General features: G+C 59.5%; 14 protein-coding genes. 13 read left to right on the top strand and 1 reads right to left on the bottom strand.

Features of this window, described 5'->3' with window-relative positions:
• The first annotated feature begins 147 nt into the window (after positions 1-147).
• The 8 genes from dnaE (at position 148) to ispD (ending at position 11,575) form a co-directional block, all read left to right on the top strand.
• On the top strand, positions 148-3,669 hold the full coding sequence (gene dnaE / locus VC35_RS15135) for a DNA polymerase III subunit alpha (protein ID WP_046041145.1): 3,522 nt from the start codon (positions 148-150) through the stop codon (positions 3,667-3,669).
• A 139-nt stretch (positions 3,670-3,808) separates the two neighbouring features.
• On the top strand, positions 3,809-4,756 hold the full coding sequence (locus tag VC35_RS15140; protein WP_046041146.1) for an acetyl-CoA carboxylase carboxyltransferase subunit alpha: 948 nt from the start codon (positions 3,809-3,811) through the stop codon (positions 4,754-4,756).
• Positions 4,757-4,889: 133 nt separating this feature from the next.
• A complete protein-coding gene (tilS, locus tag VC35_RS15145) occupies positions 4,890-6,218 on the top strand; it encodes a tRNA lysidine(34) synthetase TilS (protein WP_046041148.1) in 1,329 nt (442 codons plus the stop codon).
• A 274-nt stretch (positions 6,219-6,492) separates the two neighbouring features.
• A complete protein-coding gene (locus VC35_RS15150; protein WP_046041149.1) occupies positions 6,493-8,124 on the top strand; it encodes a CTP synthase in 1,632 nt (543 codons plus the stop codon).
• 5 nt (positions 8,125-8,129) lie between these two features.
• On the top strand, positions 8,130-8,975 hold the full coding sequence (gene kdsA / locus VC35_RS15155; RefSeq protein ID WP_046041151.1) for a 3-deoxy-8-phosphooctulonate synthase: 846 nt from the start codon (positions 8,130-8,132) through the stop codon (positions 8,973-8,975).
• A 156-nt stretch (positions 8,976-9,131) separates the two neighbouring features.
• Entirely contained in the window at positions 9,132-10,421 is a 1,290-nt protein-coding gene (gene eno / locus VC35_RS15160) for a phosphopyruvate hydratase (RefSeq protein WP_046041152.1), read from the top strand.
• A 171-nt stretch (positions 10,422-10,592) separates the two neighbouring features.
• Entirely contained in the window at positions 10,593-10,871 is a 279-nt protein-coding gene (ftsB, locus tag VC35_RS15165) for a cell division protein FtsB (RefSeq protein WP_007970710.1), read from the top strand.
• The gene (ispD, locus tag VC35_RS15170) at positions 10,868-11,575 is read left to right on the top strand and encodes a 2-C-methyl-D-erythritol 4-phosphate cytidylyltransferase (protein ID WP_046041154.1); all 708 of its coding nucleotides are present in this window, start codon (positions 10,868-10,870) and stop codon (positions 11,573-11,575) included. Before ftsB ends, ispD begins: the two co-directional genes overlap by 4 nt.
• A 6-nt stretch (positions 11,576-11,581) precedes the next feature.
• Here ispD and VC35_RS15175 read toward each other — a convergent pair whose 3' ends face one another.
• Complete coding sequence (locus tag VC35_RS15175; RefSeq protein WP_046041156.1) at positions 11,582-12,478, bottom strand: LysR substrate-binding domain-containing protein; 897 nt, start codon at positions 12,476-12,478, stop codon at positions 11,582-11,584.
• A gap of 107 nt (positions 12,479-12,585) precedes the next feature.
• Between VC35_RS15175 and VC35_RS15180 the strand changes: the two genes are divergently transcribed.
• The 5 genes from VC35_RS15180 to surE all read left to right on the top strand — a co-directional run bounded on the left by VC35_RS15180 (position 12,586) and on the right by surE (position 16,941).
• Positions 12,586-13,698, top strand: a complete 1,113-nt coding sequence (locus tag VC35_RS15180; RefSeq protein ID WP_008054058.1) for an S-(hydroxymethyl)glutathione dehydrogenase/class III alcohol dehydrogenase — start codon at positions 12,586-12,588, stop codon at positions 13,696-13,698.
• Positions 13,699-13,786: 88 nt separating this feature from the next.
• Entirely contained in the window at positions 13,787-14,632 is an 846-nt protein-coding gene (gene fghA / locus VC35_RS15185; protein WP_046041157.1) for an S-formylglutathione hydrolase, read from the top strand.
• Between the two features lie 43 nt (positions 14,633-14,675).
• Positions 14,676-15,149, top strand: a complete 474-nt coding sequence (gene ispF / locus VC35_RS15190) for a 2-C-methyl-D-erythritol 2,4-cyclodiphosphate synthase (protein WP_046041158.1) — start codon at positions 14,676-14,678, stop codon at positions 15,147-15,149.
• Positions 15,146-16,204: a tRNA pseudouridine(13) synthase TruD gene (truD, locus tag VC35_RS15195; RefSeq protein WP_046041159.1), complete on the top strand. Its 1,059-nt coding sequence runs from the start codon at positions 15,146-15,148 to the stop codon at positions 16,202-16,204. The genes ispF and truD overlap by 4 nt, the downstream gene beginning before the upstream one ends.
• Positions 16,192-16,941, top strand: coding sequence for a 5'/3'-nucleotidase SurE (gene surE, locus VC35_RS15200; protein WP_015093781.1), 750 nt, complete (start codon positions 16,192-16,194; stop codon positions 16,939-16,941). Before truD ends, surE begins: the two co-directional genes overlap by 13 nt.
• Positions 16,942-16,956: the final 15 nt, after the last annotated feature.

The following is a 16,956-nucleotide window of genomic DNA, read 5'->3' on the forward strand; positions in this document are numbered from 1 at the left end:
GGCCTGCGCCTTGCCTGGCCCGCTTTAAGGCGACAACGCGGTGGGGAAACTAGTTGAGAACGCCCCCTGATCGCAAGGCTGATTTTTTTTACCAAGGCCCGGTACAATCCGGGCCTTGTTGTCTTCATGTTTATAGACAGGATCACTATGCCGGCTTCATTCGTTCACCTACGCCTGCACACTGAATACTCCCTGGTCGACGGTCTGGTGCGGATCAAACCGCTGGTCAAGACCCTGGTCGGCATGAACATGCCTGCCGTAGCGGTCACCGACCAGAACAACATGTGTTCCCTGGTCAAATTCTATAAAAACGCCATGGGTGCCGGGATCAAGCCGATCTGCGGCGCCGACCTGTGGCTGTCGAACAAGGATCCGGACAACCCCCTGAGCCGGATCAGCCTGCTGGTGATGAACGCCGAAGGCTATCGCAACCTTACCGAGCTGATTTCCCGCGGCTTCATCGACGGTCAGCGTAACGGCGCGGTCATCATCGAACGCGAATGGGTTGCTGAAGCCAACTCAGGCTTGATCATGCTGTCGGCGGCCAAAGAAGGTGAGATCGGCCAGGCCATGCTCAGCGGCAACCCCGCCGAAGCCGAAACCCTGGCTCGCGAATGGATGGAAGTGTTTCCGGATCGTTTCTATCTGGAAATCCAGCGCACCAATCGCCCCAACGATGAAGAACAACTGCACGGCGCCGTGGCTCTGGCCGAGAAGCTCGGTGCGCCGCTGGTGGCGACCAACGATGTGCGCTTCATCAAGCAGGAAGACTTCGCCGCCCACGAAACCCGTGTGTGCATCGGTGAGGGCCGAGCCCTCGACGACCCGCGGCGCTCGAAGAATTACAGCGATCAGCAGTACCTCAAAAGCGCCGATGAAATGGCCGAGCTGTTCAGCGATATTCCCGAAGCGCTGGAAAATACCGTCGAAATCGCCAAGCGCTGCAACATCGAAGTGAAGCTGGGCACGCACTTCCTGCCCAACTTCCCGATCCCCGATGGCATGACCATCGACGAGTACTTTCGCAAGGTGTCCTTCGACGGTCTGGAGGAGCGGCTTAGCGTTCTGCTGCCCAAAGACACCACCGAAGACTACGAAGCCAAGCGTCAGGTCTATGTCGACCGGCTGAATTTCGAGCTGGGTATCATCATCCAGATGGGGTTCCCCGGTTACTTCCTGATCGTGATGGACTTTATCCAGTGGGCCAAGAGCAACGGCGTACCGGTGGGCCCTGGCCGTGGATCGGGTGCCGGATCTCTGGTGGCCTACGTACAGAAGATCACCGACCTCGATCCGCTGGAATATGACCTGCTGTTCGAACGATTCCTCAACCCGGAACGGGTATCCATGCCCGACTTCGACGTCGACTTCTGCATGGACGGTCGCGACCGGGTAATCGACTACGTGGCCGAGAAGTACGGCCGCAACGCCGTGAGCCAGATCATCACCTTCGGTTCCATGGCGGCAAAGGCTGTGGTCCGCGACGTGGCGCGGGTGCAGGGCAAGTCCTATGGCCTGGCGGATCGCCTGTCGAAGATGATTCCGTTCGAAGTCGGCATGACCCTGGAAAAGGCCTACGAGCAGGAAGAGATCCTGCGCGACTTCATCAAGGTCGATGAAGAGGCCGCGGAAATCTGGGAGATGGCCCGCAAGCTCGAAGGCGTTGTGCGTAACGTCGGCAAGCACGCCGGTGGTGTGGTGATCGCGCCGACCAAGCTGACCGACTTCTCGCCGATCTATTGCGACGAGGCCGGTGATGGCCTGGTAACCCAGTTCGACAAGGACGACGTCGAGGCGGCCGGCCTTGTGAAGTTCGACTTCCTCGGTCTGCGGACCCTGACGATCATTGACTGGGCGCTGAAAACCATCAACCGCGACCGCGCCAAGGTCAACGAACCGCCGCTGGATATCGCGTTCATCCCGCTGGATGACAAACCGACCTACACCTTGCTGCAAAAAGCCGAAACCACGGCGGTGTTCCAGCTTGAATCCCGGGGCATGAAGGAGCTGATCAAAAAGCTCAAGCCCGACTGCCTGGAAGACTTGATCGCACTGGTGGCACTGTTCCGTCCGGGCCCGCTGCAATCGGGCATGGTGGACGACTTCATCAACCGTAAGCACGGTCGTGCCGAGCTGGCGTATCCGCACTCGGACTACCAGTACGAAGGCCTCAAGCCGGTACTGGCACCGACTTACGGCATCATCCTGTATCAGGAACAGGTGATGCAGATTGCCCAGGTCATGGCCGGCTACACCCTCGGTGGTGCGGACATGCTGCGTCGAGCCATGGGTAAGAAAAAACCCGAGGAAATGGCCAAGCAGCGTGGCGGTTTCATTGAAGGTTGCGCCACCAACAATATCGATGCCGACCTCGCCGGTAACATTTTCGACCTGGTGGAAAAATTCGCCGGTTACGGCTTCAATAAATCCCACTCCGCCGCCTATGGACTGGTGTCGTACCAGACCGCATGGCTGAAGGCGCACTACCCGGCGCCGTTCATGGCCGCGGTACTCTCGGCGGATATGCACAACACCGACAAGGTCGTGACCTTGATCGAAGAAGTGCGGACCATGAAGCTGCGTCTCGACGCGCCGGACGTGAACACGTCCGAATTCAAGTTCACGGTGAACGACGAAGGCCGGATCATTTACGGCCTGGGCGCCATCAAGGGTGTGGGTGAGGGCCCGGTCGAGGCGATCACCGAAGCGCGTCTGGCCGGTCCGTTCAAGGATCTGTTCGATTTTTGCGCACGGGTCGACCTCAAGCGCATCAACAAGCGCACCCTCGACGGTTTGATCCGCAGCGGTGCCCTGGATCGCCTCGGGCCGTATTTCCACGATGAGCAGAAAGCCTACCAGGCCAACATCGACCGCAATCGCGCGGTGCTGCTGACGGCCATGGAAGAAGCGATCAAGGCGGCCGAACAGACCGCGCGCACCCAGGACAGCGGTCACTCCGACCTGTTTGGCGGTCTGTTTGTCGAAGAAGACGCCGACGTCTACGCCAATCACCGCAAGGCCAAGGAGCTGACCCTCAAGGAGCGCCTGAAAGGGGAGAAAGATACCCTCGGCCTGTACCTGACCGGTCACCCGATTGACGAATACGAAGGTGAAATCCGTCGCTTCGCCCGCCAGCGCATCATCGATCTGAAACCGGCGCGTGATACCCAGACGGTTGCCGGGATGATCATCGCCTTGCGGGTGATGAAGAACAAAAAGGGCGACAAGATGGGGTTCATCACCCTCGACGACCGCTCCGGACGGATCGAGGCCTCGCTGTTTTCCGAGGCGTTCCATTCCGCGCAGTCGCTGTTGCAGACCGACGCGATGGTGGTGGTTGAAGGCGAAGTCAGCAACGACGACTTCTCCGGTGGCCTGAAATTGCGGGTCAAGCGGGTGATGAGCATGGAAGATGCGCGCACCAATCTGGCCGAAAGCCTGCGCCTGAAGTTGCATGCCAAGGACCTCAAGGGCGATCAGCTACGCTGGCTGGGTGAACTGTTGAAGCGTCACCGCGGCGCGTGCCCGGTCACCATGGACTACACCAGCCCCGATGCGAAGGCCATGTTGCAGTTCGGCGAAGGCTGGCGAATCGATCCGGCGGATGCGTTGATTCAAGCCCTGCGTGACCAGTTCGGGCGAGACAACGTCTTCCTCCAATACCGTTGACGGTCAGTGCTATCAGATTGCCCTGACCTTGACCTGAATTTTTAATCTCGACCTCAACGCGCCTGTCCCTTAAGGTAGGGCGCGAATAGACAACCGGCCGGCCCAAGAACCCTTGGGACTCGACCCAAGACGGACGCCTATGAACCCGAATTTTCTAGATTTCGAACAGCCGATCGCCGACCTGCAAGCCAAGATCGAAGAGTTGCGCTTGGTCGGTAATGACAATTCGCTGAATATCGGCGATGAGATCTCCCGCCTGCAGGACAAGAGCAAAACGCTGACCGAAGACATCTTCGGCAAGCTGACCAGCTGGCAGATCGCACGTCTGGCGCGTCACCCGAAACGTCCGTATACCCTGGACTACATCGAACATATTTTCACCGAGTTCGACGAACTGCACGGTGATCGTCACTTCTCGGACGACGCTGCCATCGTTGGCGGTATTGCCCGTCTGGACGACAAGCCGGTGATGATCATCGGTCACCAGAAAGGCCGTGAAGTGCGCGAGAAAGTTCGCCGCAACTTCGGCATGCCGCGTCCGGAAGGCTACCGCAAGGCTTGCCGCCTGATGGAAATGGCCGAACGTTTCAAAATGCCGATCCTGACCTTCATCGACACTCCGGGCGCTTACCCTGGCATCGACGCTGAAGAGCGTAACCAGAGCGAGGCGATCGCCTGGAACCTGCGTGTCATGGCCCGCCTGAAAACCCCAATCATCGCCACCGTGATCGGTGAGGGTGGTTCCGGTGGTGCGTTGGCGATCGGTGTCTGCGACCAGTTGAACATGCTGCAATACTCGACCTACGCGGTGATTTCGCCGGAAGGTTGCGCTTCGATTCTGTGGAAAACCGCCGAGAAAGCACCGGATGCCGCAGAAGCGATGGGCATCACCGCCGAGCGCCTCAAAGGCCTGGGCATCGTGGACAAGGTGATTGGCGAGCCACTGGGCGGCGCGCACCGCAACCCGGCCGCCGCAGCCGCATCGATCCGCGCCGAGCTGAGCTCGCAACTGGCGATGCTGAAGAAGTTCGATAACGACGCGCTGCTCAAGCGCCGCTACGATCGACTGATGAGCTACGGTCTCTAAGCCGAACACGCAGTGCCCATGTGGGAGCGAGCCTGCTCGCGAAAGCGGTATAACAGCCAACGATTGTGTTGAATGTTGAGCCGTCTTCGCGAGCAGGCTCGCTCCCACATTTGATTTGTGCAAGGTGATGGATATGAGACGGTCCAATATTGATCTGCCCGCCAGACTCTTGTTGAATCTTGTCTCGTGGCGCAATGCCGCCACTTGGCACATCGCCTTCTCCGGCGGCCTGGACTCCACTGTCCTGCTGCACCTTCTGGCAACACTCTCCAAAACCGAATCCCTGCCGGCGCTCAACGCCATCCATGTTCATCACGGCCTTCAGGCTGTGGCCGATGCGTGGCCGGAACATTGTCGTTCCGTGTGCGCTGCGCTGGGCGTTCCGCTGCAAGTGGTTCGTGTGCAGGTGCAACCGGGTGCCAGCCTTGAACGTGCAGCCCGGGATGCGCGGTATCACGCCTTCACTGAAGCCCTTCAGGCCAGCGAAGTGCTGCTGACGGCCCAGCACCGCGACGATCAGGCGGAAACCCTGTTGTTTCGTTTGTTGCGCGGAGCGGGCGTACGCGGATTGTCCGGGATGCCGCGTCAGCGCCCGTTGGGCAAGGGGCATTTGTTGCGGCCATTGCTTGATGTCACGCGGGCTGAACTGGAGGCTTATGCCAGTGCGCATGGCTTGAGCTGGATCGAAGATCCCTCGAACCAGGATCGGCAGTACTCGCGCAATTACCTGCGGCATCAAGTCTTGCCCGTACTGGTCCAGCGCTGGCCGCAAGCGGTGGCGACCATGGCCCGCAGTGCGGCGCATCTGACTGAAGCGCAGGGGCTGCTCGAAGAGCTGGCGGATATGGATTTGCGTGAGGCCAGCTCTGCCAGTGAGTTCGACTGGCTGGGCTTGCGATCCCTCGAGCTGGCACCGCTTGCGCAATTGTCTGATGCCCGGCAGCGCAATGCCTTGAGTCATTGGCTCGAACCGCTGACCCGCCTGCCGGATACTGACCATTGGTCGGGTTGGGATAATCTGCGCGACGCCACCGGCGATGCCTGCCCGGTATGGCGGTTGGCCGATGGCGAACTGCATCGGGCGGGCGGACGGATCTGGTGGCTGTCCGGCCGCTGGCTGCGGCCACTGCCCGGCGCCGGGGCGTGGCTGGATCCGGCGTCACCACTGTCTATCCCGGGCAACGGCGTGCTTTCGCTCACCGGGCAAATCCCCGATGGCCCGCTGCATATCCGCTATCGTGAAGGGGGAGAGGTCATGGCATTGCCAGGCCGCGGCCATCGGGACCTGAAACGTTTGCTCAATGAAAGCGCTGTACCGTCCTTCGTACGCGGCAGATTGCCGCTGCTCTACAAAGACGGGCAACTGCTGGCGGTAGCGAACCTCAAGGGGCTCGATGGCGGTGCGCCCGGCGACTGGCATTTGCATTGGCAGCCACTGAACGAAGATCAAGGTTTGAGCTGAAAGGGGCTTTCCGGTAGACTACGCTCCCTTCTTGATACAACTTCTGTGGATTCGCCTGAATTGCAGGAGTTGCCGATTACCAAGCAGTCTTTGCTGGGCGATTCCAAAAAATGTGTAGCGAGCAACGAACCGGTGTTTCATTTTCCGGTCTGTCACAACGCGGCGGTTTTTTTGAAAGGTGCACTGTGATTAATGCAGGTGATCGGGGGCTTCGGCCTTCCTTCGCTTTCCCCGGCGGCTCGGACCGCTTTAACGCAGACTTCTAGGGTTTTTCATGACGCGCTACATATTCGTCACGGGCGGTGTTGTTTCTTCATTGGGGAAAGGCATTGCATCGGCATCATTGGCGGCCATCCTGGAGGCGCGGGGACTTAAGGTCACCATGCTGAAGCTGGACCCGTACATCAACGTCGACCCGGGCACCATGAGCCCGTTCCAGCACGGTGAAGTGTTCGTCACTCACGACGGCGCCGAGACCGACCTGGACCTGGGCCACTACGAGCGGTTCATCCGCACGACCATGACCCAGAACAACAACTTCACCACCGGCCGTGTCTACGAACACGTCCTGCGCAAGGAGCGCCGTGGTGACTACCTGGGCGCAACCATCCAGGTGATCCCGCACATCACCGACGAAATCAAGCGCCGCATCATCAAGGGTGCTGGCGACGCTGACGTGGCAATGGTCGAGATCGGCGGCACCGTGGGTGACATCGAGTCGCAACCGTTCCTCGAAGCCATCCGCCAGCTGCGTTTCGAAGTCGGCGCCAAGCGCGCGATGCTGATGCACCTGACACTGGTGCCGTACATCGCCACTGCCGGCGAAACCAAGACCAAGCCAACCCAGCACTCGGTGAAGGAACTGCGTTCCATCGGCCTGCAACCGGACGTGCTGGTCTGCCGCTCCGATCACCCGATCGATATTTCCTCGCGTCGCAAGATCGCGCAGTTCACCAACGTTGAAGAACGTGCGGTGATCGCGCTGGAAGACGCCGATACCATCTACAAGATCCCGGGCATCCTGCACTCCCAGGGCCTGGACGATTTCGTCGTCGAGCGTTTCGGCCTGCAATGCGGCGGTGCCGATCTGTCCGAGTGGGAAGCCGTGGTCGACGCCAAGCTCAACCCTGAGCACGAAGTCACCATCGCCATGGTCGGCAAATACATGGAGCTGCTGGACGCCTACAAGTCGCTGATCGAAGCGATGAGTCACGCCGGCATCAGCAACCGTACCAAGGTCAACCTGCGCTACATCGATTCCGAAGACATCGAGAACCAGGGCACCGCGCTGCTGGAAGGCGTCGACGCTATCCTGGTACCAGGCGGCTTCGGTCTGCGTGGTGTTGAAGGCAAGATCACTGCCGTTCAATACGCTCGCGAAAACAAGGTTCCGTACCTGGGTATCTGCCTGGGCATGCAAGTGGCCGTTATCGAGTTCGCACGTAACGTGATGGGCTGGAAAGACGCCAACTCCACCGAGTTCGATCGTGCTAGCGGTCACCCGGTCGTGGGCCTGATCACCGAGTGGGAAGATGCCACCGGCGCAGTCGAAACCCGTACCGAAACCTCCGATCTGGGCGGCACCATGCGCCTCGGCGCTCAGGATTGTCTGCTTGAGCCAGGCTCTCTGGTGCACGATTGCTACGCCAAGGACGTGATCGTCGAGCGTCACCGTCATCGCTATGAAGTGAACAACAACCTGCTGCCGCAAATCATGGAAGCTGGTTTGAAAATCTCCGGTCGTTCCGGTGATGGCGCACTGGTTGAGGTGGTTGAAGCACCGGATCATCCATGGTTCGTCGCTTGCCAGTTCCACCCTGAGTTCACCTCGACGCCACGCGACGGTCACCCGCTGTTCAGCGGTTTCGTCAAGGCAGCGTTGACTCAACACCAGAAGAAGGCGTAACTCCGATGGCACAGAAGATCATCCGCGTCGGCGACATCGAGATTGCCAACGACAAGCCCATGGTGCTGTTCGGCGGCATGAACGTGCTGGAAAGCCGTGACATGGCCATGCAGGTTTGCGAAGAGTATGTGAAGGTCACCGAAAAGCTCGGTATCCCTTACGTGTTCAAGGCCAGTTTCGACAAGGCCAACCGGTCTTCTGTGACCTCGTATCGTGGTCCTGGCCTGGAAGAAGGCATGCGCATCTTCCAGGACATCAAGCAAGCCTTCGGCGTGCCGATCATCACCGACGTCCACGAACCTGATCAGGCCGCGGTTGTCGCTGAAGTCTGCGACATCATCCAGTTGCCGGCCTTCCTGTCGCGCCAGACCGACCTCGTGGTCGCTATGGCAAAGACCGGCGCTGTGATCAACATCAAGAAAGCCCAGTTCCTCGCACCTCATGAAATGAAACACATCCTGAGCAAATGCGTGGAAGCGGGTAACGATCAGTTGATCCTCTGCGAGCGTGGTTCGAGCTTCGGCTACAACAACCTGGTCGTCGACATGCTCGGCTTCGGCATCATGAAGCAGTTCGAATACCCGGTGTTCTTCGACGTGACCCACGCGCTGCAAATGCCTGGTGGTCGCTCCGATTCCGCCGGCGGTCGTCGCGCCCAGGTCAGCGATCTGGCGAAGGCCGGCATGAGTCAGTCGCTGGCCGGCCTGTTCCTGGAAGCCCACCCGGATCCGGACAACGCCAAATGCGACGGTCCTTGCGCCCTGCGCCTGGACAAACTGGAGCCATTCCTGGCCCAGCTCAAGGCTTTGGACGAACTGGTGAAGAGTTTTCCGACGGTAGAAACCGCGTAATCCTCAATTCTCCGGTAAAGTACCGCACGATTTAACGCCCAGGCCCTCGGGCCTGAGCCTTGTCGTCTGCAAGACTGCCCGCTGCACCTCACTTGCCGACGATCAAAGATTTCCTACAGCTGCGTCGTTTTCGTCAACTTTGGAGTGTTTACAACAATGGCTAAAATCGTCGACATCAAAGGTCGTGAAGTTCTCGACTCCCGTGGCAATCCCACCGTGGAAGCGGACGTGCTTCTCGACAACGGCATCATCGGCAGTGCCTGCGCGCCGTCCGGTGCTTCCACTGGCTCGCGTGAAGCGCTCGAGCTGCGTGATGGCGACAAGAGCCGTTACCTGGGCAAGGGCGTTCTGAAGGCCGTAGGCAACATCAACGGTCCGATCCGCGACCTGTTGAAAGGCATGGACCCAAGCGACCAGAAAGCGCTCGATCTGGCAATGATCAAGCTCGACGGTACTGAAAACAAAGGTTCCCTGGGCGCCAACGCGATCCTCGCCGTTTCCCTGGCCGCGGCCAAGGCAGCAGCACAGGACCAGGACCTGCCGCTGTACGCTCACATCGCCAACCTGAACGGCACTCCGGGTGTCTACTCGATGCCGGTTCCGATGATGAACATCATCAACGGCGGCGAGCACGCCGATAACAACGTCGACATCCAGGAATTCATGGTTCAGCCGGTTGGCGCCAAGTCTTTCTCGGAAGGCCTGCGCATGGGCACCGAGATTTTCCATCACCTCAAAGCTGTGCTGAAGGCCCGTGGCCTGAGTACTGCCGTCGGTGACGAGGGTGGTTTCGCACCGAACCTGGCTTCCAACGAAGACGCTTTGAAAGTGATCTCCGAAGCCGTGGCCAACGCCGGTTACAAGCTGGGCACCGACGTGACCCTGGCACTGGACTGCGCAGCCAGCGAATTCTACGAAGACGGCAAGTACAACCTGTCCGGCGAAGGCCAGGTGTTCACCGCTGAAGGTTTCGCTGATTACCTGAAAGGCCTGACCGAGCGTTATCCGATCATCTCCATCGAAGATGGCCTGGATGAGTCCGACTGGGCTGGCTGGAAGATCCTCACCGACAAGATCGGCGAGAAGACCCAGCTGGTGGGCGACGACCTGTTCGTCACCAACACCAAGATCCTGAAAGAAGGCATCGACAAGAAGATCGCCAACTCGATCCTGATCAAGTTCAACCAGATCGGCACCCTGACCGAAACCCTGGAAGCCATCCAGATGGCCAAGGCGGCTGGTTACACTGCGGTGATCTCGCACCGCTCCGGCGAAACCGAAGATTCGACCATTGCCGACCTGGCCGTGGGCACCTCGGCTGGCCAGATCAAGACCGGCTCCCTGTGCCGTTCCGACCGCGTTTCCAAGTACAACCAACTGCTGCGTATCGAAGAGCAGTTGAACGGCAAAGCCAAGTACAACGGTCGCAGCGAGTTCCGCGGCTAAGCAGTACATGGTAAAAAAGACACCGGATTGTGTCGAAAAAATCGCTACAGCGACGTTTTTGCCACTAATCTGATGCCTTATATGCACAAGCCTGGTTCTTCCAGGCTTCGTGCTATCAGAAGCTTCACGTTTTGGCATGGCTGTCTTTTTTCACTGGATACCTGATATTCGATGCGCAGTCCCAATTGGTTGTTCCTCATCCTGCTTTTGCTGCTGGCTGGCTTGCAGTACCGCCTGTGGGTGGGAAATGGCAGCCTGGCGCAAGTGGCCGAGTTGACTCAGCAGATTGCCGATCAGCAAGCTGAGAACCAGGCCTTGCTGGAGCGCAACCGGGTGATGGACGCCGAAGTCAGTGAATTGAAAAAGGGCATGGAGACCGTTGAAGAGCGGGCTCGTCATGAGTTGGGCATGGTCAAGGACGGTGAAACCCTTTACCAGTTGGCCCAATGATTAATTCGTTACCGGCCTTCTGGGCCGTGATTCCTGCCGCGGGCGTCGGTGCCCGTATGGCCGCGGACCGTCCCAAGCAATACTTGCAACTGGGCGGGCGCACTATTCTCGAACACAGCCTTGGCTGTTTCCTTGATCATCCATGCCTGAAAGGCTTGGTGGTCAGTCTTGCTGTTGATGATCCTTATTGGCCGAACCTGGCATGTGCCAGTGATCCGCGTATTGCCCGGGTCGAGGGTGGTTCCGAACGTTCCGGGTCGGTGCTCAATGCCTTGCTGCACTTGCATGCGCAGGGCGCCGATGATGAGGATTGGGTACTGGTTCACGATGCCGCACGGCCGAACCTCAGTCGTGACGATCTGGACAAGCTGCTGGCTGAACTGGCTGACGATCCTGTTGGCGGACTGCTGGCTGTCCCGGCGCGGGATACGCTCAAGCGGGTCGATAAACACGGTCGCGTTGTCGAGACTGTGGACCGCAGTGTGATCTGGCAGGCCTACACGCCGCAGATGTTTCGCCTTGGAGCGTTGCATCGGGCTTTGGCGGACAGTCTGGTGGCGGATGCCGTTGTTACCGACGAAGCTTCGGCCATGGAGTGGGCCGGTTCGGCGCCGCGCCTGATCGAAGGGCGATCCGACAACCTCAAGGTTACGCGTCCTGAAGACCTTGAGTGGTTGAGACAGCGTTGGGCCAATCGTCACTAGAGGATCTTAAAACCTGTACTCCGGCCGTTCGGCCAACCCCTCTTTCAAGTAGTCCACCAACTTGCGCACCTTCGGCGACAGATGCCGCTGCTGCGGATACAACGCCCAAACGGCGGTATTCGGCGGTTGATGCGCCTCCAGCAACGAAATCAACGCGCCGCTATTCAAATGCTCCAGCACGTAATAGTCCGGCAACTGACACAGCCCTACGCCCTGTAGCGCTGCATCCAGTACGGCTTGCCCACTGTTGCAACGCCAGTTTCCCTGCACCCTTTGCGAAAATTCCCTCCCGTTCTGTTCCAGTTGCCAGAGGTCGGAGCTGCCGATAAGGCAGTTGTGGCGGCTCAGTTCCGACAGGCTGTGCGGGCGACCGTAGCGCTCAAGGTAGGCGGGCGATGCACAGAGAAACATACGCCGCGGTGCGAGGCGGGTGGCGACCAGCCGTGAATCCTGCAAGCGCCCGAGGCGAATCGCCAGGTCGAGGCCTTCGTGCACCAGGTCAAGCTGGCGATTTGTCAGTTCGATGTCGATACGCAGTTGCGGAAACAGCCCCATGAAGCGGGTCACCAGCGGCACGATGAAGCGCTCGCCGTAAGCCACTGCGCAGGTCATGCGCAGCATGCCCTTGGGTTCGCTGGTCAAGTCACCGACCGCACGCAGCGCTTCTTCGCGACCATCCTGCAAACGCTGGCAATGTTGCAGGAAGGTTTGTCCAGCCTCGGTCAACGCGACCCGACGGGTACTGCGGTAGAGCAGACGAGTCTGCAAACGCTCTTCCAGGCGTACGATTTGTCGACTGACGTGTGAGGAAGAAACGCCCAGCCGTTCCGCAGCAGCAGTGAACTGGCTGCATTCGGCAACGGCGACAAACTCGTCGATCCCTTCCCAGCGATTTTCGGACATCAATGATTATCCCTGTGCGGCAATAATATTTTGCATTTGCATCGATTATTCATCGTTGAGCCATGTATTACACTCCCTGTCTCGTTTTAATTCACTGGAGAGTCATCATGATCAAGTCGCGCGCCGCCGTTGCCTTCGAGGCCAAGAAGCCCCTCGAAATCGTTGAAGTCGATGTCGCCATGCCCAAGGCCGGCGAAGTCTTGCTGCGCGTGGTGGCCTCCGGTGTTTGCCATACCGATGCCTACACACTGTCTGGCGCTGATCCTGAAGGCATCTTCCCGTCGATCCTCGGCCACGAAGGTGGTGCGATTGTCGAGGCCATCGGCGAAGGCGTGACCTCCGTTGCGGTCGGTGATCATGTGATCCCGCTGTACACCCCTGAATGCCGTCAGTGCAAATTCTGCCTGTCAGGTAAAACCAACCTCTGCCAGGCGATTCGCGCGACCCAGGGCAAAGGCTTGATGCCGGACGGCACTTCGCGTTTTTCCTACAAGGGCCAGCCGATTTTCCACTACATGGGTACTTCCACTTTTTCGGAGTACACCGTGCTACCGGAAATCTCCGTGGCCAAGATTGCTAAAGAAGCGCCACTGGAAAAAGTCTGCCTGCTGGGCTGCGGTGTCACTACCGGTATCGGTGCAGTGCTCAACACCGCCAAGGTGAAACCGGGTGATACCGTGGCCATTTTCGGCCTCGGCGGCATCGGCCTGTCGGCTGTCATTGGCGCTGTCAAAGCCAAGGCTGCCCGCATCATCGCCATCGACATCAACCCGGCGAAATTCGAAATCGCAAAACAGCTGGGCGCAACCGATTGCGTGAACCCGAAAGACTTCGATCGTCCGATCCAGGAAGTCATCGTCGACATGACCGATGGCGGCGTGGACTTTTCCTTTGAGTGCATCGGCAACGTGCAACTGATGCGCGCTGCGCTGGAATGCTGCCACAAGGGCTGGGGCGAATCGGTCATCATCGGCGTTGCCGGTGCCGGTCAGGAAATCTCGACCCGTCCGTTCCAGTTGGTCACCGGCCGCGTCTGGCGCGGTTCGGCGTTCGGCGGCGTGCGCGGCCGTACCGAGTTGCCAAGCTATGTGGAAATGGCCGAGACCGGTGAGATTCCGCTGGATACCTTCATCACCCACACCATGGGCCTGGAAGATATCAACAAGGCGTTTGACCTGATGCATGAAGGAAAAAGCATCCGCTCCGTCATTCATTTCTGAGAAGCAGCTGCAAGCCACAAGCTTCAAGCGGCAAGCTGATTGAGTTGGCCTGGCGCTTGAGGTTTTGGTTTTCAGTGAGGAGTTTGCAATGAGTTTGGAAAACATCTCCTGCCAGAAAAGTTTTGGCGGCTGGCACAAGCGCTACCGCCATCGCTCGGAAGTGCTCGGTTGCGACATGGTGTTCGCCGTCTACCTGCCGCCGCAGGCGGAGCAGGGCGGCAAGTTGCCGGTGTTGTACTGGTTGTCCGGCCTGACCTGCACCGACGAGAACTTCATGCAAAAGGCCGGCGCCATGCGCATGGCCGCCGAGCTGGGGCTGATCATCGTCGCACCGGACACCAGCCCTCGCGGCGCCGATGTGCCGGGCGATCCGGATGGCGCCTGGGACTTCGGTCTCGGCGCCGGGTTTTACCTGAATGCCACTCAGGAGCCTTGGTCGCGCCACTATCGGATGCATGACTATGTCGTGCAGGAATTGCCGACATTGGTTGAAGCCCATTTCCCTGCGTCGGACAAGCGCGGCATCAGTGGTCACTCCATGGGCGGCCACGGTGCGCTGGTCTGCGCATTACGCAATCCGGGGCGCTATCTATCGGTGTCGGCGTTCTCGCCAATCAACAATCCGATGGATTGCCCGTGGGGGCAGAAAGCCTTCTCCCGCTATCTGGGAGAGGACCGTTCGAAATGGCGCGAATGGGATGCCTGCGCGTTGATTGCCGAGGCCGATGAAAAGCTGCCGCTGTTGGTCGACCAGGGTGATCGCGACGATTTCCTCGCCAACCAACTAAAGCCGGAAGCCTTGCAGCAGGCGGCCAAACTGGCAGGTCACCCGCTGACGTTGCGCCTGCAACCGGGCTATGACCACAGCTATTTCTTTATTGCCAGTTTCATCGATGAGCACTTACGGCATCACGCGCATGCTCTGGTTGGTTAATGCAGGTAGAATCACGCCCTGACAAAAATCGGGGCGTTTTTTTATGCGTATTGGCCACGGCTATGATGTGCACCGTTTCGCTGAAGGCGATTTCATCACTCTGGGCGGCGTGCGCATTGCACACAGCTTCGGGCTGCTCGCTCACTCTGACGGTGACGTCCTCTTGCACGCCTTGAGCGATGCCTTGCTCGGCGCTGCAGCGCTGGGCGACATCGGCAAGCATTTCCCGGATACCGACCCGAAATTCAAGGGCGCCGACAGCCGTGTGCTGTTGCGTCACGTCGTCGCACTGGTTCATGCCAAAGGCTGGAAAGTCGGCAACGTCGATAACACCATCGTCGCCCAGGCGCCGAAAATGGCCCCGCATATCGAATCGATGCGCGCGCTGATTGCCGCGGATCTTCAAGTAGAGTTGGATCAAGTGAACGTGAAAGCTACCACCACCGAAAAGCTCGGCTTTGTCGGTCGCGAAGAAGGCATTGCCGTGCACTCCGTTGCCTTGTTGTTGCGCGCATGAACGAACTGCAATTGCTCGGCCCGCGGGCTTACGGTGAAGCCCTCGGCACGGCGGTCCTGAAAGCGATCGCGGAAGATTTCCAGGTCGACGAAGTCCTCGACATTCCCCTCAGCGGCGAAGGCGAACACCTGTGGATCTGGGTGGAAAAGCGCGGCCTGAACACAGAAGAAGCAGCGCGACGGATTGCCAAGGCTGCCGGCGTGCCATTGCGCACCGTCAGTTATGCCGGGCTCAAGGACCGTCAGGCGTTGACTCGCCAGTGGTTCAGCGTGCAACTGCCGGGCAAGGCCGACCCTGATCTGTCAGTGGCAGAAAACGATACGCTGAAGATCCTCAAGACCGCCCGCCACAAGCGCAAACTGCAACGCGGTGCCCACTCGGCCAACGGCTTTACGTTGCGCCTGACGCAATTCGCCGGCGACAAGGCCGCGCTTGAAGAGCGTCTGCAACTGATCGCGAAACAAGGCATCCCCAATTATTTCGGTGCCCAGCGTTTCGGCCATGACGGCGGCAACGTCGTCGATGCTCGTGCCTGGGCCGCGCGCAAGGCGCTGCCGGAGCAGCGCAACGTGCGCTCGCGTCTGCTCTCCACGGCGCGCAGTTTTCTGTTCAATCAGGTGCTGGCCGCGCGTGTCACCGATGGCACCTGGCAGCGTGCCCAGGTGGGCGATCTGCTGGCGTTCACCGACAGCCGCAGCTTTTTCCCGGCAGGTGAAGCCGAGTGCAGCGACCCGCGCCTGGCGATTCTCGATCTGCACCCGACCGGTCCGCAGTGGGGCGAAGGTGACTCGCCGGCAGCGGGCGCTGTCCATGAACTGGAGCAGGCCATCGCCGCACGCGAAGCGGATTTGCGTGACTGGTTGATCAACGCCGGAATGAGCCACGAACGTCGCATCCTGCGGCTGCCCATTGGCGGGTTGACGTGGCATTATCCCGAGCCTGACATTCTGCAACTGGAATTCGTCCTGCCGGCCGGATGCTTCGCCACCGTATTGGTGCGCGAGCTTGTTGATCTGGTGCCGGTGGGGCAGACGGACAGCCCATGCGTATTCTGATTTCTAACGACGATGGGGTAACAGCACCCGGTCTCGCCGCGCTTTATGCTGCGCTGGCGGATTACACCGAGTGCGTGGTTATCGCCCCGGACCAGGACAAGAGCGGCGCCAGCAGTTCGCTGACGCTCGACCGTCCGTTGCACCCGCAAACCCTGGCCAACGGCTTTATCAGCCTCAACGGCACGCCAACCGATTGTGTGCACCTGGGCCTCAACGGCCTGCTGGAGCGCGAAGCGGACATGGTGGTTTCCGGTATCAACCTGGGCGCGAACCTGGGGGACGATGTCCTGTATTCCGGCACGGTGGCGGCGGCCCTCGAGGGGCGTTTCCTGAAACACCCTTCGTTTGCCTTTTCGCTGGTCTCACGCCAGGTAGAGAACCTTCCCACAGCTGCCCATTTCGCGCGCAAACTGGTTGAAGCCCATGCTGACCTGGATCTGCCACCGCGTACGGTACTGAATGTGAACATCCCCAATTTGCCGCTGGACCGTATCCGCGGTATCCAGCTGACTCGCCTGGGCCATCGCGCCCGGGCCGCGGCACCGATTAAAGTGGTGGATCCTCGGGGCAAGTCCGGTTACTGGATCGCGGCGGCCGGGGATGCCGAAGACGGCGGCCCGGGTACCGATTTCCATGCAGTAATGCAGGGTTATGTTTCGATCACGCCGCTGCAACTGGATCGCACCTTCAATGATGCCTTCAGAAGTCTGGACGGCTGGCTGGAGGGGCTGCGCTGATGGGTCGCGAACAAG

Source organism: Pseudomonas fluorescens, assembly GCF_000967965.1.
Taxonomy (GTDB): Bacteria; Pseudomonadota; Gammaproteobacteria; order Pseudomonadales; family Pseudomonadaceae; genus Aquipseudomonas; species Aquipseudomonas grandcourensis.